The 22,500-nt window shown below is 60.7% G+C and carries 25 protein-coding genes; 14 read left to right on the top strand and 11 right to left on the bottom strand.

Annotated features, from left to right (window positions below; all coding sequences use genetic code 11):
• Window positions 1-97: 97 nt before the first annotated feature.
• Window positions 98-565 (top strand): transcriptional regulator NrdR, encoded by a 468-nt coding sequence (nrdR, locus tag U1A24_RS07570; RefSeq protein WP_299474984.1) that lies wholly within the window; start codon window positions 98-100, stop codon window positions 563-565.
• 14 nt (window positions 566-579) lie between these two features.
• On the top strand, window positions 580-1,647 hold the full coding sequence (gene ribD, locus U1A24_RS07565; protein ID WP_322321413.1) for a bifunctional diaminohydroxyphosphoribosylaminopyrimidine deaminase/5-amino-6-(5-phosphoribosylamino)uracil reductase RibD: 1,068 nt from the start codon (window positions 580-582) through the stop codon (window positions 1,645-1,647).
• A 75-nt stretch (window positions 1,648-1,722) separates the two neighbouring features.
• Here ribD and U1A24_RS07560 read toward each other — a convergent pair whose 3' ends face one another.
• Genes U1A24_RS07560 through U1A24_RS07550 form a run of 3 tightly spaced genes read right to left on the bottom strand, consistent with a single transcriptional unit; the run spans window position 1,723 to window position 4,546 of the window.
• Window positions 1,723-2,151 (bottom strand): VOC family protein, encoded by a 429-nt coding sequence (locus U1A24_RS07560; RefSeq protein ID WP_322321370.1) that lies wholly within the window; start codon window positions 2,149-2,151, stop codon window positions 1,723-1,725.
• Between the two features lie 56 nt (window positions 2,152-2,207).
• Window positions 2,208-3,623: a hypothetical protein gene (locus U1A24_RS07555; RefSeq protein ID WP_322321369.1), complete on the bottom strand. Its 1,416-nt coding sequence runs from the start codon at window positions 3,621-3,623 to the stop codon at window positions 2,208-2,210.
• Window positions 3,599-4,546, bottom strand: coding sequence for a hypothetical protein (locus U1A24_RS07550; RefSeq protein WP_322321368.1), 948 nt, complete (start codon window positions 4,544-4,546; stop codon window positions 3,599-3,601). The genes U1A24_RS07555 and U1A24_RS07550 overlap by 25 nt, the downstream gene beginning before the upstream one ends.
• A 249-nt stretch (window positions 4,547-4,795) precedes the next feature.
• Here U1A24_RS07550 and U1A24_RS07545 point away from each other — a divergent pair, with 249 nt between their 5' ends.
• Both U1A24_RS07545 and U1A24_RS07540 read left to right on the top strand, forming a co-directional pair.
• Window positions 4,796-5,629 (top strand): thymidylate synthase, encoded by an 834-nt coding sequence (locus U1A24_RS07545; protein WP_322321367.1) that lies wholly within the window; start codon window positions 4,796-4,798, stop codon window positions 5,627-5,629.
• Window positions 5,629-6,105 (top strand): dihydrofolate reductase, encoded by a 477-nt coding sequence (locus U1A24_RS07540; protein WP_322321366.1) that lies wholly within the window; start codon window positions 5,629-5,631, stop codon window positions 6,103-6,105. Before U1A24_RS07545 ends, U1A24_RS07540 begins: the two co-directional genes overlap by 1 nt.
• 135 nt (window positions 6,106-6,240) lie before the next feature.
• On the opposite strand, the gene U1A24_RS07535 is transcribed toward U1A24_RS07540, so the two are convergent.
• From U1A24_RS07535 to U1A24_RS07520, 4 genes are read right to left on the bottom strand one after another with little or no spacing between them, the layout of a single operon-like run.
• Window positions 6,241-6,870 carry an ATP-binding cassette domain-containing protein gene (locus U1A24_RS07535; RefSeq protein WP_322321365.1) on the bottom strand — a complete coding sequence of 210 codons (630 nt, stop codon included), beginning with the start codon at window positions 6,868-6,870 and terminating at the stop codon, window positions 6,241-6,243.
• A complete protein-coding gene (locus U1A24_RS07530) occupies window positions 6,867-8,528 on the bottom strand; it encodes an ABC transporter permease subunit (protein ID WP_322321364.1) in 1,662 nt (553 codons plus the stop codon). Before U1A24_RS07530 ends, U1A24_RS07535 begins: the two co-directional genes overlap by 4 nt.
• On the bottom strand, window positions 8,525-9,709 hold the full coding sequence (locus tag U1A24_RS07525) for an ABC transporter substrate-binding protein (protein ID WP_322321363.1): 1,185 nt from the start codon (window positions 9,707-9,709) through the stop codon (window positions 8,525-8,527). The genes U1A24_RS07530 and U1A24_RS07525 overlap by 4 nt, the downstream gene beginning before the upstream one ends.
• A gap of 54 nt (window positions 9,710-9,763) precedes the next feature.
• On the bottom strand, window positions 9,764-10,369 hold the full coding sequence (locus U1A24_RS07520) for a CDP-alcohol phosphatidyltransferase family protein (RefSeq protein WP_322321362.1): 606 nt from the start codon (window positions 10,367-10,369) through the stop codon (window positions 9,764-9,766).
• A 230-nt stretch (window positions 10,370-10,599) separates the two neighbouring features.
• Here U1A24_RS07520 and U1A24_RS07515 point away from each other — a divergent pair, with 230 nt between their 5' ends.
• On the top strand, window positions 10,600-11,004 hold the full coding sequence (locus U1A24_RS07515) for a DUF2177 family protein (protein ID WP_322321361.1): 405 nt from the start codon (window positions 10,600-10,602) through the stop codon (window positions 11,002-11,004).
• Window positions 11,001-11,324: an arsenate reductase family protein gene (locus U1A24_RS07510; protein ID WP_322321360.1), complete on the top strand. Its 324-nt coding sequence runs from the start codon at window positions 11,001-11,003 to the stop codon at window positions 11,322-11,324. The genes U1A24_RS07515 and U1A24_RS07510 overlap by 4 nt, the downstream gene beginning before the upstream one ends.
• 34 nt (window positions 11,325-11,358) lie before the next feature.
• Here U1A24_RS07510 and U1A24_RS07505 read toward each other — a convergent pair whose 3' ends face one another.
• On the bottom strand, window positions 11,359-11,565 hold the full coding sequence (locus U1A24_RS07505; RefSeq protein WP_054008012.1) for a cold-shock protein: 207 nt from the start codon (window positions 11,563-11,565) through the stop codon (window positions 11,359-11,361).
• 150 nt (window positions 11,566-11,715) lie between these two features.
• Between U1A24_RS07505 and U1A24_RS07500 the strand changes: the two genes are divergently transcribed.
• A complete protein-coding gene (locus U1A24_RS07500) occupies window positions 11,716-12,072 on the top strand; it encodes a hypothetical protein (RefSeq protein ID WP_322321359.1) in 357 nt (118 codons plus the stop codon).
• A gap of 180 nt (window positions 12,073-12,252) precedes the next feature.
• On the opposite strand, the gene thrS is transcribed toward U1A24_RS07500, so the two are convergent.
• On the bottom strand, window positions 12,253-14,199 hold the full coding sequence (gene thrS, locus U1A24_RS07495) for a threonine--tRNA ligase (protein ID WP_322321358.1): 1,947 nt from the start codon (window positions 14,197-14,199) through the stop codon (window positions 12,253-12,255).
• A gap of 125 nt (window positions 14,200-14,324) precedes the next feature.
• Between thrS and U1A24_RS07490 the strand changes: the two genes are divergently transcribed.
• Both U1A24_RS07490 and U1A24_RS07485 read left to right on the top strand, forming a co-directional pair.
• Window positions 14,325-15,080: an alpha/beta hydrolase gene (locus U1A24_RS07490; protein ID WP_322321357.1), complete on the top strand. Its 756-nt coding sequence runs from the start codon at window positions 14,325-14,327 to the stop codon at window positions 15,078-15,080.
• Entirely contained in the window at window positions 15,080-15,796 is a 717-nt protein-coding gene (locus U1A24_RS07485) for an alpha/beta hydrolase (protein WP_322321356.1), read from the top strand. The genes U1A24_RS07490 and U1A24_RS07485 overlap by 1 nt, the downstream gene beginning before the upstream one ends.
• 51 nt (window positions 15,797-15,847) lie before the next feature.
• Here U1A24_RS07485 and phaZ read toward each other — a convergent pair whose 3' ends face one another.
• On the bottom strand, window positions 15,848-17,218 hold the full coding sequence (gene phaZ, locus U1A24_RS07480; RefSeq protein ID WP_322321355.1) for a polyhydroxyalkanoate depolymerase: 1,371 nt from the start codon (window positions 17,216-17,218) through the stop codon (window positions 15,848-15,850).
• A 104-nt stretch (window positions 17,219-17,322) separates the two neighbouring features.
• Between phaZ and U1A24_RS07475 the strand changes: the two genes are divergently transcribed.
• The 5 genes from U1A24_RS07475 (at window position 17,323) to U1A24_RS07455 (ending at window position 22,045) form a co-directional block, all read left to right on the top strand.
• Window positions 17,323-19,128, top strand: coding sequence for a class I poly(R)-hydroxyalkanoic acid synthase (locus U1A24_RS07475; RefSeq protein WP_322321354.1), 1,806 nt, complete (start codon window positions 17,323-17,325; stop codon window positions 19,126-19,128).
• 153 nt (window positions 19,129-19,281) lie between these two features.
• Complete coding sequence (locus U1A24_RS07470) at window positions 19,282-19,737, top strand: Phasin (protein ID WP_322321353.1); 456 nt, start codon at window positions 19,282-19,284, stop codon at window positions 19,735-19,737.
• A 229-nt stretch (window positions 19,738-19,966) separates the two neighbouring features.
• The gene (gene phaR / locus U1A24_RS07465; protein WP_322321352.1) at window positions 19,967-20,521 is read left to right on the top strand and encodes a polyhydroxyalkanoate synthesis repressor PhaR; all 555 of its coding nucleotides are present in this window, start codon (window positions 19,967-19,969) and stop codon (window positions 20,519-20,521) included.
• A 1-nt stretch (window position 20,522) separates the two neighbouring features.
• Window positions 20,523-21,470: a LysR family transcriptional regulator gene (locus U1A24_RS07460; RefSeq protein WP_322321351.1), complete on the top strand. Its 948-nt coding sequence runs from the start codon at window positions 20,523-20,525 to the stop codon at window positions 21,468-21,470.
• A 53-nt stretch (window positions 21,471-21,523) separates the two neighbouring features.
• Window positions 21,524-22,045 carry an alkylphosphonate utilization protein gene (locus tag U1A24_RS07455; RefSeq protein WP_322321350.1) on the top strand — a complete coding sequence of 174 codons (522 nt, stop codon included), beginning with the start codon at window positions 21,524-21,526 and terminating at the stop codon, window positions 22,043-22,045.
• Between the two features lie 111 nt (window positions 22,046-22,156).
• Here the strand turns inward: U1A24_RS07455 and U1A24_RS07450 are convergent, their stop codons facing one another.
• Window positions 22,157-22,405 (bottom strand): hypothetical protein, encoded by a 249-nt coding sequence (locus tag U1A24_RS07450; protein WP_322321349.1) that lies wholly within the window; start codon window positions 22,403-22,405, stop codon window positions 22,157-22,159.
• Window positions 22,406-22,500: the final 95 nt, after the last annotated feature.

Here is a 22,500-nt window from a genome sequence, read left to right as displayed (position 1 = left end):
CTAGGCGAAGGCTAGGCAATGGCGCTAGGGTCTGTGGATAACTCGGCAGGATAGCCGGGACCGAGGCAGTCACAAATAACAAGCAAGGAGGGAGCCGATGCGCTGCCCATTCTGCGGAAACGTCGATACGCAAGTCAAAGACAGCCGCCCTGCGGAGGATCACGTATCAATCCGCCGCCGTCGGTTTTGCCCGGCCTGCGGTGGACGCTTCACCACCTATGAACGCGTGCAGCTGCGCGATCTGGTCGTCGTCAAAACCTCTGGCAAGCGTGAGGATTTCGACCGCACCAAGCTGGAACGCTCGATCCGCATCGCCATGCAGAAACGCCCGATTGATCCCGAACGGATTGATCAGATGATTTCTGGCATCGTGCGTCGTCTGGAATCTCTGGGCGATACCGACATCTCGTCGAAAGTCATCGGTGAGATCGTGATGGAAAGCCTGGCCCGGATCGACACCGTGGCTTACGTGCGTTTCGCCAGCGTTTACAAGAACTTCCAGGCTGCCGATGATTTCGACCGCTTCGTGTCCGAGCTGCGCCCCGGCACATCAGCCGAAGAGTGAGCGATCCTGAACACATGGCCCATGCCCTGCGCCTTGCCGCGCGGGGCTTGGGGCGCACCTGGCCCAATCCGGCGGTGGGCTGTGTCATCGTCAAAGCAGGCGTGATCGTCGGACGCGGTTGGACGCAACCCGGCGGCCGCCCGCATGCCGAGGTGATGGCGTTGGCACAGGCCGGTGATGCGGCGCGCGGTGCCACAGCCTATGTCACGCTGGAACCCTGCGCGCATCACGGCAAAACCCCGCCCTGCGCTTCGGCCTTGATCGCGGCAGGTGTCGCCCGCATGGTCAGTGCCCTGCAAGACCCTGACCCCCGCGTCAGCGGCAAAGGCCATACCATGCTCCGTGCCGCTGGCATCGAGGTCACTGAAAACATACTGCAATCCGACGCTTCCCGCGCCAATGCGGGGTTCCTCAAGCGCGTCACCCAAGGCCTGCCCTTCGTCACTCTGAAACTTGCCACCACGCTGGATGGACGCATCGCCACGGCATCAGGCGAATCGCGCTGGATCACGGGGCCAGCCGCCCGCCGTGCCGTTCATACCATGCGGCTGAACCACGATGCGGTGCTGATCGGCTCCGGCACCGCCCGCGCCGATGACCCGGATCTGACGGTGCGCGAGCTTGGCGCGTCCCACCAACCGATCCGCATCGTGATGGACAGCCGCCTCAGCCACAGCCCCGACAGCCGCCTTGGCCAAACCGCGAAAATCTCGCCGGTCTGGCTGCTACACGGCCCCGATGCGCCGCAAGATCGCCGAGACGCTTGGGCAGGGCAGGGCGCAACCCTGCTGGAAACCGCCTGCGAAAACGGCAGCCTGAACCCCCGCGCAGCGCTGCAAAGCCTCACCGCCCAAGGCCTGACCCGGATTTTCTGCGAGGGCGGCGGCACGCTCGCAGCCTCCCTGATCCGCGCCAAACTGGTCGACGATCTTGCCCTGTTCACCGCAGGCGCGTTGATTGGGGCCGATGGCCAGCCCAGCCTAGCCGCCCTCAACCTCACCGCCCTGAAAGACGCCCCCCGCCTGACCCTGCGCGAGACGAAAACAATAGGACCAGACGCCTACAGCCTCTGGTCCCTCTAACTCTTATCAATTCACATTGGCATAAATATTCCCGCCGGAAGCGCACATCTCGTCATGCACTCCCGGCGGATTTGCTTACCAACTGCCAGTGTTGCCCATCGACGCCCAAGGCTCCGCTGCAGCCAGCGACTCGCCCTTCTGCAAGATCTCGATCGAGACATTGTCGGGCGAGCGCACAAACGCCATATGCCCATCGCGCGGCGGGCGGTTGATCACCACGCCATTCGCCGCCAGATGCGCGCAAGTGGCGTAAATATCATCGACCTCATAGGCCAGATGCCCGAAATGCCGGCTGTCACTGGGCAAGCCCGCATCGCCATCCCAGTTATAGGTCAACTCCACCGGACACTCCGGCTGTCCCGGAGGCGCCATGAACACCAGCGTAAATCGCCCCTTGTCATTGGTATAGCGCTTGGTCTCCTCCAGCCCCAGCAAACTGTAGAACGCCATCGAAGCGTCAAGGTCCAACACCCGGACCATCGTGTGCAAATAACGGATTGTCATGCGCGTCTCCTTTGTTCGCGTGCAACTTAGCAGCCAAACTGGGAAAGGCGAGGGGGTTAGAACTGTGATGTGATCCCAACCGAGATGTTCACGCCGTTGCTTTCAAAGCGGCTGACATTCGATTGCGTGGTGGTTCTCGACAGACTCAACGTTGGCGAATAGCCCATCAACCCGATGTTTTGAAATGTCATATCGACGCTGAGGTCGAACTGGGTGTCGGTGCGACCCTTGGTCAGTTGCGCGCCGAGCAGTTGGTAAATCTCGTAGTGACTGTTCGACGCTGTCAGCGAAGTTGCCAGCGTGACAGGCCCAATCGGTTTGTCAAAACGGTAGCCCAGGCTGGCAGAGCCCCGCTTGTAGCTTTGGTTGATCGCAGTGCCTGCGACCTCACTCACCGCCAGACCCCAGTTGATCGCTCCCGCGCCGAGGTGATGCTGCCCCTCGAGGGATAAGGCATTGGCATCTATCAAGGAATCCGTGCGCCAAGCGCGTTGCGTCGTGACCTCCATGCGGATTTCTGTCCGCTCGCGCTGAAACACGGATGTCGAGATTTGCGCCCGCACATAAGGCCCCGCCACCTGGCCAGCCGCCCAGTTTTGCCCCAGCGCAAAGCTGAGGCTTATCGGGTGCTGGCTCTGCGGCCACAAAAAATCCTGCGTCACGCTGACTTCAGCAGCGCTTTGATCCAGATCCTTGCCGCGCAAATCCGGAGCCAGCAGCTTGGCCTCATCTGACAGGAAATTGCGGGACGCCGCCGCACTAAAGCCAAGGCTGGTCTGCGATTTTGCTGACGTCCGTAGCAGATAAGTCAGCCGCAGCCGCGCATCCGCCCGCACCCCCGACAGCGCCTGCGCCGACCCCGACAGCAGGCCCAGCACGAACCAGTCATCAATCGACAGATATTTGCTCGATGCCCCGTCATTCAGATTGTCACTGGGCGTTACCGAAAGGTCGATGGCATAGCGCAGCCGCGTATTGCTGCGCAAAGCCCGGTAATCGGCGATGGTCTGCGCGCGGGCCTGCGATGTGGGTGCGGTATCGACAGCGCGGCGCAGCCAGAACTGCGTCGGCAAAACCCGTCCGTCTTGCAGCGCGGCCAAAGCGGTGTAGCGGGCGATGTCATAGCGCAAACCATCCGGCAGGCCGCGGGCCGCAATCCAGGCCGCACGCCCCGCCTGCCGCCCTGCCGCGGGATCGCCCAGCTGCGTCTCCGCCGCTGTAAGGATTAGCAGCGCATAGGGATCATCCGCATCCGCCTGCAACAACCCTTTGGCCAAAGCCCGCGCCAAAGCCGCATTCCCCGCCATCAGCGCCTGCCGCGCGATGATCCGGCTTTGATCGAGCGACAGCTTCACAGTCTCGGCACCCGCCACCGAGGCGAGCCCAACCGCCCCGGCCAGGCAAAGCCCAAGCCAAACCGCCCGAGCCAGCCGCCGCAGCCCGTGTGTCACGGCAATGGGTTGGGATTGCACAGCGGCGACTCGCCCGCGAGACCACAGCGCGGCAGGTTGAACACGCCATGTTCTGATGTGCCGGAAATCGGAGTGATTGCAATCGCCCCCGCCACGTCGGTGGCCCCCGCGCCGCCAAACACACCGTTGACCTTGCCGATAACGGGGCCGTCTACCGGGGCTGGTGCTTGCGAAACTTGAACATCGCCAAGGAACTGGCCGTTGGCGGTGATGGTCATTTCCGGGAAGGCGATGTCGACCAGTATCTGGTCATCATCGTCCACCACACCATCGGCGTTGACGTCCACTCTGGCACCGGTGTCATCGAGAAGCCAACGATTTGACACGCCACCATCCACCTTGTTGTTCACGAAACTGGCGTTGATCAGGGCATCGCCCTGCACCCGATAGGGATTGTTCGCCACCAATCCAGCGGGCAAATCGCTGGAAGCGTCGCCGGGTGCGAAAATCCCGGCATAGGTGCCCGCGTACGAGAACGTGCCTGTTGGCGCATTGTAAACACCCAGCCGCACAAAAGTGCCGCCGCCGAAATGTCCGTTAAACTGCCCGCCATCCGAAACCGCCGAGGCCAGCAAGGTGCTGCGCGAATTTGTCGCCACCTGTGCAATGAAGGATCGCTGAGTGAGCCGGTTTTGATAGGTATAGGTCTCATAGCCAGGTATATCGGATGCTGGGTTACTTCTTGTAAACTGCACACCCGCTGTCGGGCCGACGATGCCATCAATATTCATTGTTAGGGAACCCGCACCGCTGGGATCATACGTGATAGAGCGCAAATTCACCGCCACATCATCGTCAACCTTCACCGGAGCTCCAGGATCAGTTGGATCGGTGGGGTCCACCGGCGGCGTGTCGACAAACGGGTTGCCACCACAAGCCGCCAAAGTCAGCGCCGCAGCAAACAGCAGATAAATCGGTTTCATCAACGGCCTCACCCTCACGAAAATCACATCAACTTTGCGTGCAAAACCCTTGAAAGTCAAAGCGGATTCGCTTCTGGCTCCCGATCTTTCGTCGCTGTGCCTGCCCGGCATCACCCCACGGTTGCGCGTGCTTCGGCCTTGGCGCAGCCCGCAGATCATGTCTATATATAGACAAACCACCGCGATGCCTGACAACTGCTTGTCATACGCCCTCAAAGCCACAACCCTCAAACCGGACGGAACACAGACGTGCAAACCTATCTCGACGCATTGCGCCGCGTGCTGGCTGAGGGTGAAACCTCGACCGACCGCACCGGCACCGGGACGATTTCGCATTTCGGCATGCAGAGCCGCTATGACCTGAGCCTCGGCTTTCCGCTGGTCACCACCAAGAAACTGCACCTGAAATCCATCATACATGAGCTGTTGTGGTTCCTGAACGGCGACACCAATATCGGCTATCTTAAGGCCAATGGCGTCGGCATCTGGGATGAATGGGCCGATGAGAACGGCGATCTTGGCCCGGTCTACGGCGCACAATGGCGACGGTTTCCCAAGCTGACCCCGGCGGGCGACGACGCCCAAGGCCGCCCCGTGTTTTATGCGGATAGCGTCGATCAGATCGCCGATCTGGTGGCCGCGATTCGCAAAACCCCCGACAGCCGCCGCCTGATCGTCTCGGCCTGGAACCCTGGCGAGGTGCCCAACATGGCGCTGCCGCCCTGCCACACCCTGTGGCAAGTCCGCATCGCGGGCCGCAAACTGCATCTGCAACTCTACCAGCGCTCTGCCGATATGTTTCTCGGCGTGCCGTTCAACATCGCGTCTTATGCGCTTTTGCAGTGCATGCTGGCGCATGTGACGGGGTATGAGCCGGGTGATTTCATTCACACGATGGGTGACGCGCATATCTATTCCAACCATATGGAGCAGGTGCAGACCCAACTTTCCCGCACCCCGAAATCCCTGCCCACCTTGCGGATCAAACGGCAAGTCACCTCGATCTTTGATTTCAAATACGAAGATTTTGAGTTTCTGAACTACGATCCCGATCCTGCGATCAAAGCTCCGGTGGCCGTCTGATGCTGAGCCTCGTCGTCGCCCGCGCCTGCAATGGTGCCATTGGCAAAGACAATCTGATCCCGTGGCATGCGCCCGAGGATCTGGCGTTTTTCCAACGCGAAACCACCGGGGGGGCGATCATCATGGGCCGCAAAACCTGGGAAAGCCTGCCGTTCAAGCCATTGAAAAATCGCCTGAATTGCGTGATATCGTCCGATCCGACCCTGACAGAGCACGTCTTCGCAACCCCGGAAGCTGCACTCACGTTCGCCCGCGCCCAAGGCTACGCCCGCGCTTACGGCATCGGCGGTGAAGGCATTTACCGCGCGCTTCTGCCCCTCGCGGATCGCCTGCTGATCACCGAAGTCGCCCTCGACATCCCTGAAGCCGATGCTTTCTTCCCGGATTTCAATGCAAAAGACTGGCAGCAACTCCCGGCAATCCCGCTGCGCGCCGAGGCCCCATCCTGCACCGCAACAGAATACCTTCGCCGCTAACCCGCTAAAATTTATCTAAAATTTGTTTCACATTGGCTCAAATACTCCAAGGGTGCGTAGAAGCTTGCTACGAAGTAGCGAAGAAACTTCGTAGCAGGGGTGTGAAACCCCCAGCGGCCATCCCCCGACCAAACCTCACAAATCCACCACCGGCCCGCCAGCCTCGGCCGCGTCCGCAGGATCATGCGTCACCATCAAGGCGGCAATCCCGCGCGCCCGCAGATGGCCAAACAAGAACCGCCGCATCTCGGCGCGCAAACCCGCATCCAGTTTGGAAAACGGCTCATCCAGCAGCAGCGCCAGCGGCTCGGCCAGTAACGCACGCATCAACGCCGCCCGCGCCCGCTGCCCGCCGGAAAGCGTCGCCGGATCGCGCAGATACATCCCCTCCAGCCCCGCCTGCGCCAAAGCCGCCTCGACCGCAGCCCGCCGCACCGTTCGGCCTTTGAACGCAGCAGGCAGCCCAAACGCCAAATTATCGCCTACCGACAGATGCGGAAACAGCAGCGCATCCTGAAACATCACCCCGATCCGCCGCGCCTCGGCGGGCAGTCCCGTCACATCGCGGCCCATCACCAGCACGCGGCCCGTGCAGGCAAACCCATGCGCCAGATGGCCGCCGATCGCATCCAGCAGGGTGGATTTCCCCACCCCCGACGGTCCCATCACCGTCGCCACCGCGCCGCAATCCACCCGCAAGGACAGCGGCGCGAACAGGGCCACCCCCGCCCGCTGCACCGAAAGTTCCACCAGTTCCAGACTCATACCCCACCTCCGCGCAGATCACGCCTGTTGCGATGCCACCACGCAGGCACCAGCGCCGCCAACCCATAGGCCGCGAAGGGCAGGGCGGCTTGCAGGCTGGCATAGACCCCGGTCACCCGGCGATCCGAGCCCGAAGACAGTGTCACCGCCTCAGTCGTCAGCGTCGCAATCCGCCCCGCACCTAAGAACAACGTCGGCAGATATTGCGCCACCGACACCGCCACCCCAATCGCCGCTGCGGTCAGGATCGGGCCCAGCAGCATCGGCAGCCGCAGCGCGAGCAACCGCCGCCAGCGCCCCGCACCCAAGGCCGCCCCCACCCGCAACAACCGCGCATCCAAGGCCCGCCACGGCTCTGACAACGCGATCATCACATAGGGAAACACGAACAACGCCTGCGCCCAGATCACCGCAAGATAGCCGCCCGAGATCCCAGCCCGCAAAAACACCACGTTCAACCCATAGAGAAACCCGATCTGCGGCATCAGCAGCGGCAGATAAATCAGCGCCTCAGCCCAACCCGCACGCGGGCGACCTTCCTCTGCCTCCAGCCAGAACACCGCCAGCAGCAGCGACAGCCCCACCGTCACCGCCGCCAAAATCAGCGTGTGGATCAAGGCCTTACCCCACATTGCGCTCATCCAAAGCCCACCAGACCAGCGTTCCGGCCACAGCATCGGATAAGACCAGCGCCACGCCAGCGACCACACCAGCAGTGACAGCAACGCCAGTCCCGCCAGCGCCATCAGCCCACAAACCCCAACCCGCGCCACCTGCAAACCCGGAGCCCAAGACATCCCCCGCCCACCGCGCCGCAGCCACCAGCGGCCCACGATGCGCAGCACAACCTCCGCCCCCCACAGCCCGGCAATACAGACCACCACCAGCGCCGCCTGCAACAACGCCCCCGCCGAGGCTGGCAGGATCATCGCCACATCGGCCGCGCTGAACCAGCGCACCACCGCCACCGCCAAGGTCGGCGGGTTCGACGGCCCCAGAATGATCGCCATATCCACCACCGACACCCCGTAGGCCAGCACCACCCAAACCGGCAGCCGGATCAGCGGCCAAAGTTGCGGCAGGATCAGCTTGATCCACACCACCCCCGGCCCATAGCCCATCGCCCGCCCCACCGCGATGTGCCGCGCGACCGGAAGCTGCGCCAGCCCCGACGCCATCACCAACAGCAGAAACGGCAGTTCTTTCACCACCAGCCCCAGCATCAGCGCCAGCCCCCAGCCGTCATGCACCGAGGCGATATCCGGCGGCTGACCCCATCCCATCAGCGGCGTCAATGCCCGCGCAATCCAGCCAGAGGGTGCTAAAACAAACGCCAACCCCACCGCCATCGCCGCATGTGGCACTGCCAGAAACGGTGCCAGCCAGCGCATCCGCCCCGGCACAGAAGCGCAAAACCCCACCGCCAAAGCCAAAGCGATCAGGGTCGACCCCAGCCCGGTCACCAAAGTCAGCCGCAAACTGCTGGCAAACCCCGGCTGCGCCAGCAGCATCCGCCACGGATCCAAAGACCACTCCGCCCGCCCCAAAGCCGGCAACACCCCAAACGCAGCGCAGGCGGTTTCCGCCAATCCCACCACGATCGGTGCGATCAGCCCCAGCAGCACGATCGCCAGAACCGCGCCGCGCAACCTGCTCATTTTGTGTAACGCTTGGCCCATTCCTCAACCAGACGAGTCATCCAGCTGGCGTGCGGCTCCAGCAACACCGGCCCCAGATCATCCAACGCAGGCAACGCTTCAGCCTTCGGCAAAGCCGCAAACGCCGCCTTGCCCGCCTCATCCAGCCGTGCAGGGTCCAGCACTGCAAACGAGCCCAAAACCTCAATATTTTGCATATGGGCTTGGGTGGCTGGCTCCAAAAGAAAATTCGCCACCACCTCTGCCCCCGCTGCATGCGCCGCATTATACGGGATCGCCACGAAGCTGATATTGCCGATGCTGCCCGCTTTCGGCACGAACACCCGCGCGGTTTCCGGCAACGTCCCCTCGGCAATCGCCGCCGCAGTCGAGGCCGGATCAAACGACATCGCCATATCGACCTCGCCATCGTTCAGCATCTGGCTTTGCACCTCGCCACTCGCCGGAAACGTCGCCCCGCCTTGCCACAAGTTCGGCCGCAGCGCGTCATACCATGTCCAGAGCGGCGCCGTCGCGGCAGCAAACGCTTCCTCGGTCACCGGCTGCTGCAACACGCTTGCATCGGGGGCCAGTTCGATCAGCGCTTGCTTCAGAAACGTAGCACCCATGAAATTTGACGGGTCAGGATGCGTCATCCGGCCCTTATGCGCCGCCGCCCACGCGACAAACCCGGCCATATCCGCGGGCACATCCGCCACCTTGGCGCTGTCATAGCTGAACACAAACTTCGCCAGCCGCCACGGGCTTTCCATCCCCTCTACCGGCACGGTAAAATCCACCGACGCCGCCGAAGCTGCGTCCAAATCCAGATACTTCGCATTCGGCAAATCCGCCACGAACGGCCCATGCAGCAGGCCTTGCTCTTTCATCGCCAGAAAATTCGGCCCGTTGATCCAGATCAGATCAACCGATCCGCCGGTATCCTGCCCCGCCGCTTTTTCGGAGATCACCCGAGTCACCGCTTCCGCAGTATCGGTCAGCTTCACCTGCTCGACCTTCACGCCATACTGCGCCTCGGTCTGCGTGCTAACCCAAGCGATGAACGCATTGGTGCGCGCATCGCCGCCCCAGGCGTTGAAATACACCGTCTGGCCCTTCGCCGCCTCCAGCGTCTGCGCCCAGTCGGCAAGGGCAGGGGTGGCAAGCATCAGCCCAAGGGCGGCAATCAGCGACAGTTTCATGGCAACTCCAATGTCAAAATTCATATCATATCAGCAGGATATAGCCCGCGCGGTCTAGCGGGCAAAGGCGTGCCACCCCATCCGCCACCGTGTCGCAGTCGTCAGACAGCAGGCGGCGGCATAGCCATAGGCCAGCATCGCAAACCACGCAGGATTAAGCGCCATCAGGGCAAAGACCACAATGGTTTCAAAGCCTTCGGTGAAACCGCCCAGATAATAGATCCCCTTGTTGGGATAATCGGCGGCGGTCAAACCCCGCCGGGCGGCAATGCTGGCAAAGGCCAGAAACGATGATCCGGTGCCGACAAAGCTTGCGATCAACACCGCAGCGGGCAAGGCATTTGCGACCGGATCGGCCAGCGCAAAGCCCAAGGGAAACAGCGCGTAAAACACGAAATCCAGCGCTATATCCAGAAACGCGCCGCGATCTGTCGGCCCGGTGATCCGCGCAATCGCGCCGTCCAAACCATCCGCCACCCTGTTCAGCACCAGCAAAATCAGCGCCAGCCCATAAAGCCCAAGCGCCAGCGCCGGAACCGTCAGCGCGCCCAGCACAAACCCGGCCACCGAGACCTGATCCGCCGTGACCCAGCGTGCCAGCACCCGCGCCGGTCCCCGCAACAGCCAGCGCTGTATCGGCAAAAGTTTCGCGTCGATCATGCCTGCTCCCTACATTTCGCGGCCAGCATAGGGGCTTGGCCGCGTTTGCGCCTCATCTTTCACTCAGATGTCAGAAACGTGAGTCCGGCCCCAAAACCTTAATTTTTCGTTAATTGGCGCAGGTCAAGTGTCTGATATAAAACACAATAAAAAGGTCCCGAGTTGGGACCGCCCTCAACACCCTTCCCAAAGCCGCGCCGCAGCCTACCTTCCGGCTAAAGGAGAGCCCCATGCAAATCATCACCCTCTATATCCTGACCGCGCTGATCTTCCTGATCCTCGATGCGGTGATGCTGACCCTCCACATGCAGCCCCTGTTCCGCCGCCATCTTGGCGATCAACTGCTGCCCGAAATCCGCTACCTCCCCGCCGCCGCCTTCTACGCCGCCTATATCGCGGGCCTGCTCTATCTGGTCTCAATCCCGGGCCTGAAATCCGACACGCCCGTTCTGATCCCCGCCGCGATCTTGGGCGCGATGGCCTACGGCACCTATGAATTCACCAGCTACGCGGTTATGAAAGCCTGGAGCCCCGAGATGGTCGCGACCGATCTGATCTGGGGCACCGTCCTGACCGCCGCCTCCGCGTGGGGCGGGGTCACCCTGACCAAGATGATATTCAAAGGCCTGCAATGATCCTCTACGGCATATCCACCTGCGACACCTGCAAGAAAGCCCTGAAAGCGCTGGAAGCAGCGGGCCGCGACGTCACCTTCCGCGACATCCGGGCGCAACCGTTGTCCGAGGCTGAAATCGACAAGATCGTGATGGAATTTGGCGACCGCGCGGTGAACAAGCAGTCCACCACCTATCGCGGTTTCAACGATTTCCTGAAAGCCTCAGACCCCGAGGCACAAATCGCAGCGCAACCCGCCGTGATGAAACGCCCGGTGATTGACGCGGGTGGCAAGTTCTACCTCGGCTGGGACGACGCCGTGCAAGCGGCCCTGCTGTAAGAAAAACGGCCCCCAGAGGGGCCGCTTTCAAACTTTAGAGCAAGCGCAGATCGCCTGCGGATTCCTTGCCGTCGCGACCAGATTGCAGCTCGAAGCCGATCTTCTGGTTGTCATTCAGGCCCTTCAACCCGGCGCGCTCGACTGCCGAGATGTGAACGAAGATATCCTTCCCGCCATCATCGGGCGCGATAAAGCCGTAGCCCTTTGTGCTGTTGAACCATTTTACGGTGCCGGTTGGCATGCCGTCTCTCCTATCTCAACCCCCCCCGAGGCGATATTACCCCGGGCCGTGCAATCCAGGTCTTCCGGGCCAAGTCAGGCGTTCAGAAAGTCTGTCGTCACTGATGAAATCATGCCAAACCTTAGGCGAAAATCAAGCACGGAGATTCGGGTGAGAAACGCTGCACTGACTTTAGGCCTGATTGGCGGCGTTTTGGCCATGATTGTTGGGTTTTTTGGCTATGGTTATACCGAGTTCGTCTCGCGCAATGGTGCGATTGGCGATTTCGGCACCCAGGTCGATCATCCGATGGTGATTAAAGTTGCCAGCTTTCTGGCGCCAATTCTGGCGATTGCGGGCGCGGCGATGGCGCGGTCGCAAAATATTCCGGCCGGGGTTCTGATGCTGGCTTCGGCATTGGGGATTTATGTGGCTTTCGGGTTCGGCGTCTTCACGATGTTCCCGATTGCGATGTGTGGCCTTGGCGGCATCCTGGCCTTGGCCGCGCGGCAACCTGACGCCCACTAAACAAGAGCCGCCTCGGGGGCCATCGAGGCCCCACTCAGCGGCGCTGCCGGATCTTGGATTTGCTCTTTTTGAAATACTCCCGCCGGAGGCTTCTGCGGCTGCGGCGGAAGCCTCCGGCTACCCGGAATGCACAGGCATTCCGGGCTGAGTATTTAGACCAATGTGAAATTGGCGCGGTTGTTAGTGCCCTGAAGGCGGCAGCGCGGCAAAGCCAAACTCGGCCAACGCCTGATCGAGGCTGATCGTCTCGGTGCGGTTGTCGCCCAGACGGCGCACCGAAACCGTGCGGTCTGCAACTTCTTTCATCCCCACCGCAAGGATCACCGGAACCTTGCCCACCGAATGCTCCCGCACCTTGTAGTTGATCTTCTCGTTGCGGGTGTCGACCTCGGCCCGCACACCCGCCTTGATCAGTGCATTGGTGATCTCATGCACAAACGGATCTGCATCCGAGACGATAGAGGCCACCACCACCTGACGTGGGGCCAGCCAGAACGGCAGTTTGCCGGCGTAGTTTTCCAGAAGAATGCCGATGAAACGCTCGAAACTGCCCAGAATCGCGCGGTGCAACATGACCGGGCGATGCTTTGCGCCATCTTCGCCGACAAATTCGGCATCAAGCCGGTTTGGCAGGTTGAAATCGGCTTGGAAGGTGCCGCACTGCCATTCGCGACCAATCGCATCGGTCAGCTTGAAATCAAGCTTCGGCCCATAGAATGCGCCGTCGCCCTCATTGATCTGATAGGGCAGGTGCAGCCCTTCAATCGCGGTTTTCAGCGCGTTTTCGGCTTTGTCCCAAACCTCATCCGAACCCACACGCACATCCGGGCGGGTAGAAAGCTTGATGTCGAATTTCTCAAAGCCAAGGTCTTTATAGACAGAGGACAGCAGAGCGATGAAGGCCGCACATTCGCTTTCGATCTGATCTTCGGTGCAGAAGATATGCGCGTCGTCCTGCACAAAGCCGCGCACCCGCATCAGCCCGTGCATCGAGCCCGAGGATTCGTAGCGGTGGCAGGAGCCAAACTCGGCCAGCCGCAGCGGCAGGTCGCGGTAGCTTTTCAGCCCCTGATTGAAGATCTGCACATGGCAGGGGCAGTTCATCGGCTTCAACGCGTTGATGCGCTTGGCCTTTTCACCCTCTTCGTCCACTTCGACGATGAACATGTTCTCGCGATAGGCTTCCCAATGGCCGGATTTCTCCCACAACACGCGGTCAACCACTTGCGGTGTCTTGATTTCCTTGTAGCCCGCCGCCTTTTGACGCCCGCGCATATAGTCTTCCAGCTGACGGTACACCGTCCAGCCGTTCGGGTGCCAGAACACCATGCCGGGGGCTTCGTCCTGAATGTGGAACAGGTCCATCTCACGACCCAGCTTGCGGTGGTCGCGCTTGGCGGCCTCTTCCAGCATGGTCATATGCGCCTTGAGGTCATCGCGGTTCTTGAACGCCAGACCATAGATGCGCTGCAACATCGGGCGGCTGGCATCGCCCAGCCAATACGCGCCCGCCACATGCGTCAGCTTGAAGGCGTCGGCGGGCACTTGCCCGGTATGGGCGAAATGCGGGCCACGGCAGAAATCCTGCCAATTGCCATGCCAATACATCCGCAGATCCTCGCCTTCGGGGATGCGGTTGATCAGTTCGACCTTGAACGGTTCGTTCTTGTCTTCATAGAATTTGACAGCACGGGCGCGGTCCCAGACTTCGGTTTTCACCGGGTCGCGGGCGTTGATGATCTGCTTCATCTTGGCTTCAATCGCGCCAAGATCTTCCGGCGTGAACGGCTCGGCGCGGTCGAAATCATAAAACCAGCCGTAATCGCGCACCGGGCCAATGGTGACTTTCACATCCGGCCAGATTTCCTGCACTGCGCGGGCCATGATGTGGGCTGCGTCGTGGCGGATCAGCTCCAGAGCCTGCGCATCATCGGCCAGCGTGTGGATCGCGATGCTGGCATCGGCGTGGATCGGCCATTGCAGATCGAAATGCGCGCCGTTGACCGTGGCCGAGATCGCCTTTTTGGCAAGGCCGGGGGCGATACTTGCAGCCACTTCAGCAGCAGTCACGCCAGCGGCGTAATCGCGCTTATTGCCATCAGGGAATGTGAGCGAAATCTGGGACATATCGTCCTCCTCGTCGTTTTGGCGCCTACGAAACGCCCGGTTGCGGGTTATGTAAGCGGGGTTTTGCCTATGCCCCGTGGCCTTGTCAACCGTGGCCCGCTATGGTGAAGAAAAAGTGAGGCAGCATGACCGAACCGCACCAGTTGACCACAAAGCAGGGCCGCCGGATTGCCTATCATTTGACGCCGGGGCAGGGGCCGACCGTGGTGTTTCTGGGCGGGTTCAAATCCGACATGACCGGGACCAAGGCGATTTATTTGCAGGATTGGGCCGAGGCTGCGGGGCGTTCGTTCCTGCGCTTCGATTACTCGGGGCATGGCGCCTCATCGGGCGACTTCCTTGACGGTGCGATAGGCGATTGGTTTGAAGATGCCTTGGCGGTGATTGACGCTGTGACCTCAGGGCCGCTGGTGCTGGTCGGCTCGTCGATGGGCGGCTGGATTGCGCTGCTGGTTGCCCGTGCGATCCCTGCGCGGATTGCGGGGCTGGTGGGGATCGCGGCAGCGCCGGACTTTACCGAAGACAGTATGTGGGCCGATTTCACCGATGCGCAACGCGCTGAAATCATGGCGAAAGGTCAGATCGCCTTGCCGTCTGAGTATTCCGACGCGCCCTATATCATCACCCGCCGCCTGATTGAGGAAGGCCGCAATCGGTTGGTGTTGCGGGATCCGCTTGCCCTGAACTTTCCCACCCGCCTGCTGCAAGGTACAGCCGATATCGACGTGCCGCCCGCCGTGGCGCTGCGGCTGTTGGATCATGCGACGGGGCCGGATATCCGCCTGACGCTGGTGAAGGACGCAGATCACCGCTTTTCCACCCCCGCCTGCCTTGCTCTGATCACCGATGCCATCACTGATGTGCTGGAAAGCACGATCTGATGCCGCATCCCGAACCCCTGGTGCTGATCCCCGGCCTGATGGCCGATGCGCGGCTGTTTTTGCCGCAGATGGTGCAACTGGGGGCGACGCGGGCGATGCAGGTGGTGTTGCCGACCAAGGGCGAAACGGTGGAGCAGATGTCCGAGGCCATCCTGCCCGGCCTGCCCGAGAAATTCGCTCTGTTGGGCCATGGCTTGGGCGGTGATATCGCGCTTGATTTGATCCGACGCGTGCCTGACCGCGTCACCCGCGTGGTGCTGATGGCGACCGATCCGCTGTCCGAACCGCCGCAAGCCGCCGCCGCCCGCGAAGCGCGGATCGTCGCCGCGCGGTCGGGGCGTTTGGCCGAGGCGATGTGGCAGGAAATCCCGCTGTCGGCCATTGTCGCGGCAGACTGGCGCGATGAGATCATGGCACTGGTGCAGGATATGGCGATGGGTCTGGGTGAGGGCGTGTTCCTGCGGCAATCCCGTGCTTTGCAACGCCGCCCGGATCAGCAGAAAACCATGCGGCGGGTCAAACTGCCGGTTTTGGTGATCGCGGGCGAGGCCGATACTTTGGTGCCGATGCGCCGGCAGGAATTCACCGCCAATCTGATGCCCTATGGCAAGCTTTTGGTGATCGAGGCTGCCGGGCATCTGGCAAGCCTGGAACAGCCCGAGGTGGTGTCGAAAGCCATCGAGGACTTTCTCGCCGGTCCGATGATGCTGCGATAAGACAAAGGCCCGAAGGTTTCCCCTCGGGCCTTTTATCACAACAACAATCGGTTATCGGCCCGATTTTACCGAGGCCAGTCGCATGACAGTCGCAGACGGTGCATCGGCAATCGGTGCCGTCGCAACAGGCGCTTCCGAGATTGGCGCTGCAACAACGGGTTCAGAAACAACCGCTGCGGCAACCGGGGCTGCGCCCGAATTGGCGTCAATAAACGACAACACCAGTGGCCGGATGTTCAGACGCCAGCTTTTGCCCGCGAAGATGCCGTAATGGCCAGCGCCCGGTTCCAGATGCTGCGCTTTCATGCTGTCGGGCAAGCCGGTCAGCATATCCAGCGCGGCAACGCATTGGCCGGGGGCGGAAATGTCATCCTCAGCGCCTTCGACCGTCATCACCGCAACGCGCGAGATTGCCCCGATATCCACCAGCTTGCCTGCGACGACGAACTCGTTCTTGGCGATTTCGCGGTTTTTGAAGATCCGCTCTACCGTGGAAAGATAGAACTCGGCAGTCATGTCCATCACCGCCAGATATTCGTCATAGAAGCGGTTATGTGCATCGTGTTCGGAAGCGTCCCCCTGCGCGATCCGCATGATCTGATCGTTGAAGGCTTTGGAGTGCCGATCGGCATTCATCGACATGAAGCTTTGCAGTTGCAGCAAGCCCGGATAGACCAGACGTCCCACGCCTTTGTATTTGAAGCCAACGCGCTGGATGGCGATCTGCTCCAACTGGCCCATGGTGATTCGGCGGCCAAAGTCGGTTACGTCTGTTGCCGCTGCATCGGGGTCAATCGGCCCGCCGATCAAGGTCAGGCTGCGCGGCTGTGCATCTGGATCTTCTGCGGCCAGATAGGCCGTTGCGGCCAAGGTCAAAGGGGCTGGCTGGCAGACCGCGATCACATGGGTGTCCGGCCCCAACGCGCGCATGAAATCAACCAGATACAGCGTGTAGTCTTCAATATCGAACTTACCCGCCGACACAGGAATGTCGCGGGCGTTGTGCCAGTCGGTGATATAGACATCCGCATCCGGCAGCAGGCTGGAGACGGTCGAGCGCAGCAGTGTGGCATAATGTCCTGACATCGGCGCCACCAGCAGCACTTTGCGCGCCATAGCCGCCCGCCTGCGCACCTTGAACTGCATCAGGCTGCCGAACGGGCGATCCACCACGGCGACCACGTCAACCAGATGGTCCTGCGCATCCGGGCCGGGAATCGAGCGGATACCCCAGTCTGGCTTGGTCACCATGCGGCCAAAACTGCGCTCGGTCACTTCGCCCCAGGCGGCGATCACGTTCAGCATCGGGTTCATCGTCATCGAGAACGCCGGATAAGAGGCCATGGCGCGCGCGGTGGCACCCATCCACTCATTGGTGTTACGAATGCTTTCCATAAGGTCGTAGGTCGCCATATACTTCATCACGACTCCTTGCGGGGATAGGGCCCCGGCCCTCTTTTCGCGGGGCCCCTGGGAGGGGGCGGCGCGATGCTGCACAGCAGAAAGAATAGGGGCTAAAGATTAACATGACAACCGAAGACAATGCCGCAGGCGCTAAATTGGAGAAGATGACTGCCAATCTCGCCAAAATCGAAGCATTGTCAGCGCGTTTGATGGCGGCTTTAGCGAGTAAAAAGTCTTCCGACCCCGGCGTGCAAGGTCCGGGGCAAGACATGTATATGAAAGCCGCCGCTGCCTATCTGGCCGGAATGATGCAGAACCCGGCCAAGGTGCTGGAGCATCAGATCGCCTATTGGGGCAAGACGATGAAGCACTACGTCGAAGCCCAGCAGGCCCTGGCCTCGGGTGAGCTGAAGGCCCCCGCCGATTCAGGCCCAAAAGATCGCCGCTTTTCCAATCCGCTCTGGGATACCCACCCTGCCTTCAATTATCTGAAGCAGCAGTATCTGTTCAACGCCGAGGCCGTGCAGAACGCTGTCGGCGATATGGAATCCATCGAGCCCGGCGATAAAAAGCGTGTCGAGTATTTCACCAAGCAGATCGTCGATATGCTGTCACCGACCAATTTTCTGGGCACCAACCCGGATGCGTTGGAAAAAGCCGTGGCAACCGATGGCGAAAGTCTGGTGCGCGGGCTTGAGAACCTTGTGGCAGATATCGAGGCCAATAACGGCGAACTCGCGGTGACTTTGGCTGATCGTGAGGCGTTTGTATTGGGCGAAAACATTGCCACCACCCCCGGTGCCGTGGTGTTCCGCAACCGCATGTTGGAATTGATCCAGTACAGCCCCAGCACCGAAACGGTTTTTGAAACCCCGCTGCTGATCTTCCCGCCGTGGATCAACAAATTCTATGTGATGGATCTGAAACCGCAAAACAGCCTGATCAAATGGATCGTCGATCAGGGTTTCACGCTGTTCGTGGTTTCTTGGGTCAACCCCGACGCAACTTACGCCGATGTCGGCATGGATGATTATATCCGCGAAGGCTATCTGACCGCGATGGCCGAAGTGCGCCGCATCACCGACGAAAAACAGATCAACGCGGTCGGCTATTGCATTGCGGGCACCACCCTCAGCCTGACCCTGTCGCATCTGCACCGTGCGGGCGACACCTCGGTGAAATCCGCGACCTTCTTCACCATGCTGACCGATTTCTCTGATCCGGGTGAGGTGGGCGTGTTCCTCGACAATGACTTTGTCGATGGCATCGAACGCCAAAGCCTCAATGACGGCATGTTGTCGAAGACCTTCATGAGCCGCACCTTCAGCTATCTGCGCTCGAATGATCTGATCTACGGCCCGGCGATCAAAAGCTATATGATGGGCGAGGCTCCCCCGGCGTTTGACCTGCTGTATTGGAACGGCGACGGCACCAATCTGCCGTGCAAAATGGCGATCGAATATCTGCGTGGGCTTTGCCAGGATGATGGCTTGGCGCAGGGCACCTACAAGGTGTTCGGGCATAACGTCAGCTTGCAGGACATTCAGATCCCGGTCTGCGCCATTGCCTGTGAGACCGACCATATCGCGCATTGGCGCGGCAGCTTTAACGGCTTCAAACAGATGGGCTCGGCGGACAAGACCTTTATCGTTTCTCAGTCCGGCCATATCGCGGGCATCATCAATCCGCCCTCGAAAGGCAAATACGGCCATTACACCAACGCCGGCCCGGTGGCAGGCGCGCCGGATGATTGGATGGCCAGCGCAACCTTCAATCAAGGCAGCTGGTGGCCGCATTGGGGGGCATGGCTCGCCGCGCAGTCCGGTGCACAAATTCCCGCGCGGATACCGGGTGATTCGGTGCGTCCGGTGCTGTGTGCAGCCCCCGGCACATATGTGTCGCAGCAGCCGAACTCGCCAAAGGGTTGAGTTTGCACGGCTTTCCCTAGCGGCAGCCTGCGCGCGCCCTGCGACACTGTCATTGCTGCGTTGCAGAAAATTCACTTGCAATGCTGCACCGCAGCATTTATATCTGGGTCATCGAAAAGCGGGTTATCTCCCGCACACCTGTAGGAGCATAAAATGACCAATGCGAATGATTTCACCAAAGTCATGCAAGACATGATGGCAAAGTTCCCGGTTGACGCTTCGGCGTTCCAGAACGCATTCAAGACCCAAGCCGCATTTGGCGAGAAACTGTCGAAAGTGGCTCTGGAAGCTGCTGAAAAGTCGACCGAAATCTCGTCCAAGTGGGCAAAAGAGACCATCGCCAAGCTGTCGGGCGCTGCCAAAGCGAAAACCGAGCCGGCTGACTACACCAAAGCTGCAACCGACTTCGCTTCGGCTGCTGCTGAACTGGCTTCGGAAAACATGGCTGCTTTCGCTGAAGTTGCGAAAAAAGTGCAGATGGAAACCGTCGAGCTGCTGTTGGCTGCTGGCAAAGACGCCTCGGCTGAAGCTTCGGCTGTTGTGAAAAAAGCCACTGACGAAGTGACCGCTGCGACCAAAAAAGCCACCGCAGCTACCGCTGCCAAGTAATCCGCAAGGATCGCGCATCCCAATTTCCTCCCTAAGTGGGGATGTGCAGGGCGGGCCATTGTGCCCGCCCTTTCTTTTATGCTGCAGCTGCAAAGCGGCTGAAACTTGCAAATATCAGAAAACCGCTGCCTCTCGCGGCGCGAGAACGCGTTTTTTGATACTTTTACTTCCATGACCCTCTGAACCGCTCTAGACTTTCTCTGCACTGCAATATCTCGGGGAGAGAACTATGGCCGAACCTGCTAAGCCGCTGCTGATCAAGCGCTATGCCAGCCGTCGTCTCTATAACACCGAGACTTCTGATTATGTGACGCTGGAAGATATCGCAGGGTTTATCCGCGCGGGCCGCGAAGTGCAGATCGTTGATCTGAAATCCGGCGATGATCTGACCCGGCAATATCTGCTGCAAATCGTGGCCGAACATGAATCCAAGGGCGACACCGTGCTGCCCACCAATGTGTTGACCGACCTTGTGCGCAGCTACACCAGCAACATCCAATCCGTTGTGCCGCAATTCCTTGCTGCCAGCTTTGAGATGCTGCGCGATGGCCCCACCAAAGTGATCGAGAACATGAACGCGATCCCGAACCCGCTGACCGCGATGCCGGGGTTTGATCTGATGCGCAAGCAGCAGGAAGCGTTCATGAAAACTATGATGGGCGGCGTTCCGGGCTGGTCTGGCTCTGGTCCTGCCAAGGAAGACTCTGCGCAAGACCCGGCGGAAGAGTTGGCTGAGATCAAAAAGCAATTCGCCGAGCTTCAGAAGAAGCTGTCGAAGCTGTAGAATGGCCGAACAACAAGGTCGCGTCACGCTTTGGGGGATCGAGGTTTTCCTTGCCGTCGCCGAAGAGGGCGCAATTTCTGCGGCTGCGAAACGCTTGGGCGTCAGCCCCTCGGCGATCAGTCAGCAGTTGACCGGGCTGGAAACCGCTCTCGCCGCCGTGCTGCTGGATCGCTCCGCCCGGCCGATGCGGCTGACGCCAGCGGGCGCGATGTTTCGCCGCCATGCCCAAACAATCCTGAACGCCGAGGCCGAAGCCCGCGCTGATCTGGCAGTGGCGGATCTTTCCGGCCTGACCACGCTGCGGCTGGGAATGATCGAAGATTTCGATGCCGAGGTGACGCCAAGCCTGCTGTCAGCCTTGGCGGGCGAACTCAAAGGCTGCCGTTTCCTTCTTGAAACCGGGGCCAGCCACCGCTTGCTGGATCAGCTTGAAAGCCGCTCGCTGGATATCGTCGTCGCGGCTGATCTAGATTCCGGCACCGCCGATCAGGGCTGGCGCGAGGTGCATCCGCTGCTGGCCGAACCCTTCCTTGCCATCACCCCCAAGGGCCGCAGCCACACCGATCTACCGCTGATCCAATACACCGCCCGGCATGTGATGGGCCGCCAGATCGCGGGCCATCTGGCGCGGCAGAACCTGCGGCTGGCGCATCGCTTTGAACTCGACAGCTATCACGCGATTTTGGCGATGGTGGCAGGCGGGCAGGGCTGGACGATCCTGACCCCGCTGGCCCTGCACCACGCCGCCCGCTTTCACGGGGCTATCGACGTCGCACCCCTACCGTTCGAACCCTTGCAGCGCACCCTCTCGCTTTCCGCCCGCGAAGGTGTGCTGCGCGACATGCCGCGTCAGATCGCATCCCGTCTGCGCGGATTGATCGCCGCGCAAATCGTCGCCCCCGCGCAGGCGGAATGGCCTTGGCTGGGTGAGACGCTGCGGGTGCTTTAAGCTGGCTTTCGCCGGGGCAAGCGCTTAGGGCTGAGGAAATCAAAGGACATATCATGGCACTTTCCGATCTTCTGGCCCGCGCGGGCGATGCTTGCGAATTCTGTGGCGCAGCTGCCGATCTGGCTGCGGTCGATGTGCCGCCTGCGGGCGAGATCGCGCTTTGTCCTGCTTGCCGCGAGGATGTGCCCGCCGATGCTTCGCACTGGCGCTGTCTTGAGGGCGCGGCTTGGTCTGCCGAGCCTGTGGTGCAACTGGCGGTCTGGCGCAAGCTGGGGCAGTTGGCGGACCCTTGGGCCGTTGAGGCGCGCGAGGGGATGGTGTTGTCGGATGAGGTGCAGGGTTGGAGCGATGCCGCGGCCAAGGTCGAGCATCGCGACAGCAACGGGGTTTTGCTGGCGCATGGCGATTCCGTGATGTTGATCAAGGATCTGGTGGTGAAGGGCGCGAATTTCACCGCCAAGCGCGGCACGGCGGTGCGGCGGATTTCGTTGGTGGCGGATAATCCCGAGCAGATTGAAGGCCGGGTCGAGGATCAGCGGATCGTGATTTTGACGGCGTTTGTGAAGAAGATTTGAGGGCGGTCCACGCGTGGACAATCATCTTTCATCATTAATATCAATAAGTTACAAAGTTTCGTTCATAGTTTTTTAAGGTTTGCACGCCAAGGGGGGCGCGCATCCGCGTGATCAGCGGTGACGGACGGCGCGCAGAATACGCTTCCACAATGTGCCGCCCAGATAGCGGTTAGACACAACAAAATAGCCAATCAGCAGCACAAAGAACAGCAAAGCGGGCCCGCCCGTCAGCTGGAAGCCGCTTTCCGTCAGGCTTCCGGTGGCCCAAGCGATCAGCCAGCCGATCACCACGAAGGCGGTGATCAGATCAAGAATGAACGCAAGGATGATGCGCCAGCTTGCAACATAGGTTTCGGTCATGACGGTCCCCGGATAGGTCTTTCGGTGCAGGCTACGCGATCTTCTTATGGCCCGCAAAGTTTAATCCTGCCGTTCATCAGCCTTGGTTGCAGTGG

It is taken from the genome of Cypionkella sp. (assembly GCF_034376685.1).
Lineage (GTDB): Bacteria > Pseudomonadota > Alphaproteobacteria > Rhodobacterales > Rhodobacteraceae > Cypionkella.
The sequence above is the reverse complement of the archived record's forward strand: the minus strand, read 5'-3'. Positions and strand labels throughout refer to the sequence as shown.

What these genes read in the sequence shown, in the direction of transcription:
- nrdR (WP_299474984.1), top strand. Translation starts at nt 98, where the DNA reads ATGCGCTGCCCATTCTGCGGAAACGTCGATACGCAAGTCAAAGACAGC.
- ribD (WP_322321413.1), top strand. Translation starts at nt 580, where the DNA reads ATGGCCCATGCCCTGCGCCTTGCCGCGCGGGGCTTGGGGCGCACCTGG.
- U1A24_RS07560 (WP_322321370.1), bottom strand. Translation starts at nt 2,151, where the DNA reads ATGACAATCCGTTATTTGCACACGATGGTCCGGGTGTTGGACCTTGAC.
- U1A24_RS07550 (WP_322321368.1), bottom strand. Translation starts at nt 4,546, where the DNA reads ATGAAACCGATTTATCTGCTGTTTGCTGCGGCGCTGACTTTGGCGGCT.
- U1A24_RS07540 (WP_322321366.1), top strand. Translation starts at nt 5,629, where the DNA reads ATGCTGAGCCTCGTCGTCGCCCGCGCCTGCAATGGTGCCATTGGCAAA.
- U1A24_RS07535 (WP_322321365.1), bottom strand. Translation starts at nt 6,870, where the DNA reads ATGAGTCTGGAACTGGTGGAACTTTCGGTGCAGCGGGCGGGGGTGGCC.
- U1A24_RS07530 (WP_322321364.1), bottom strand. Translation starts at nt 8,528, where the DNA reads ATGAGCAGGTTGCGCGGCGCGGTTCTGGCGATCGTGCTGCTGGGGCTG.
- U1A24_RS07525 (WP_322321363.1), bottom strand. Translation starts at nt 9,709, where the DNA reads ATGAAACTGTCGCTGATTGCCGCCCTTGGGCTGATGCTTGCCACCCCT.
- U1A24_RS07520 (WP_322321362.1), bottom strand. Translation starts at nt 10,369, where the DNA reads ATGATCGACGCGAAACTTTTGCCGATACAGCGCTGGCTGTTGCGGGGA.
- U1A24_RS07515 (WP_322321361.1), top strand. Translation starts at nt 10,600, where the DNA reads ATGCAAATCATCACCCTCTATATCCTGACCGCGCTGATCTTCCTGATC.
- U1A24_RS07510 (WP_322321360.1), top strand. Translation starts at nt 11,001, where the DNA reads ATGATCCTCTACGGCATATCCACCTGCGACACCTGCAAGAAAGCCCTG.
- U1A24_RS07505 (WP_054008012.1), bottom strand. Translation starts at nt 11,565, where the DNA reads ATGCCAACCGGCACCGTAAAATGGTTCAACAGCACAAAGGGCTACGGC.
- thrS (WP_322321358.1), bottom strand. Translation starts at nt 14,199, where the DNA reads ATGTCCCAGATTTCGCTCACATTCCCTGATGGCAATAAGCGCGATTAC.
- U1A24_RS07490 (WP_322321357.1), top strand. Translation starts at nt 14,325, where the DNA reads ATGACCGAACCGCACCAGTTGACCACAAAGCAGGGCCGCCGGATTGCC.
- U1A24_RS07485 (WP_322321356.1), top strand. Translation starts at nt 15,080, where the DNA reads ATGCCGCATCCCGAACCCCTGGTGCTGATCCCCGGCCTGATGGCCGAT.
- phaZ (WP_322321355.1), bottom strand. Translation starts at nt 17,218, where the DNA reads ATGAAGTATATGGCGACCTACGACCTTATGGAAAGCATTCGTAACACC.
- U1A24_RS07475 (WP_322321354.1), top strand. Translation starts at nt 17,323, where the DNA reads ATGACAACCGAAGACAATGCCGCAGGCGCTAAATTGGAGAAGATGACT.
- U1A24_RS07470 (WP_322321353.1), top strand. Translation starts at nt 19,282, where the DNA reads ATGACCAATGCGAATGATTTCACCAAAGTCATGCAAGACATGATGGCA.
- phaR (WP_322321352.1), top strand. Translation starts at nt 19,967, where the DNA reads ATGGCCGAACCTGCTAAGCCGCTGCTGATCAAGCGCTATGCCAGCCGT.
- U1A24_RS07460 (WP_322321351.1), top strand. Translation starts at nt 20,523, where the DNA reads ATGGCCGAACAACAAGGTCGCGTCACGCTTTGGGGGATCGAGGTTTTC.
- U1A24_RS07455 (WP_322321350.1), top strand. Translation starts at nt 21,524, where the DNA reads ATGGCACTTTCCGATCTTCTGGCCCGCGCGGGCGATGCTTGCGAATTC.
- U1A24_RS07450 (WP_322321349.1), bottom strand. Translation starts at nt 22,405, where the DNA reads ATGACCGAAACCTATGTTGCAAGCTGGCGCATCATCCTTGCGTTCATT.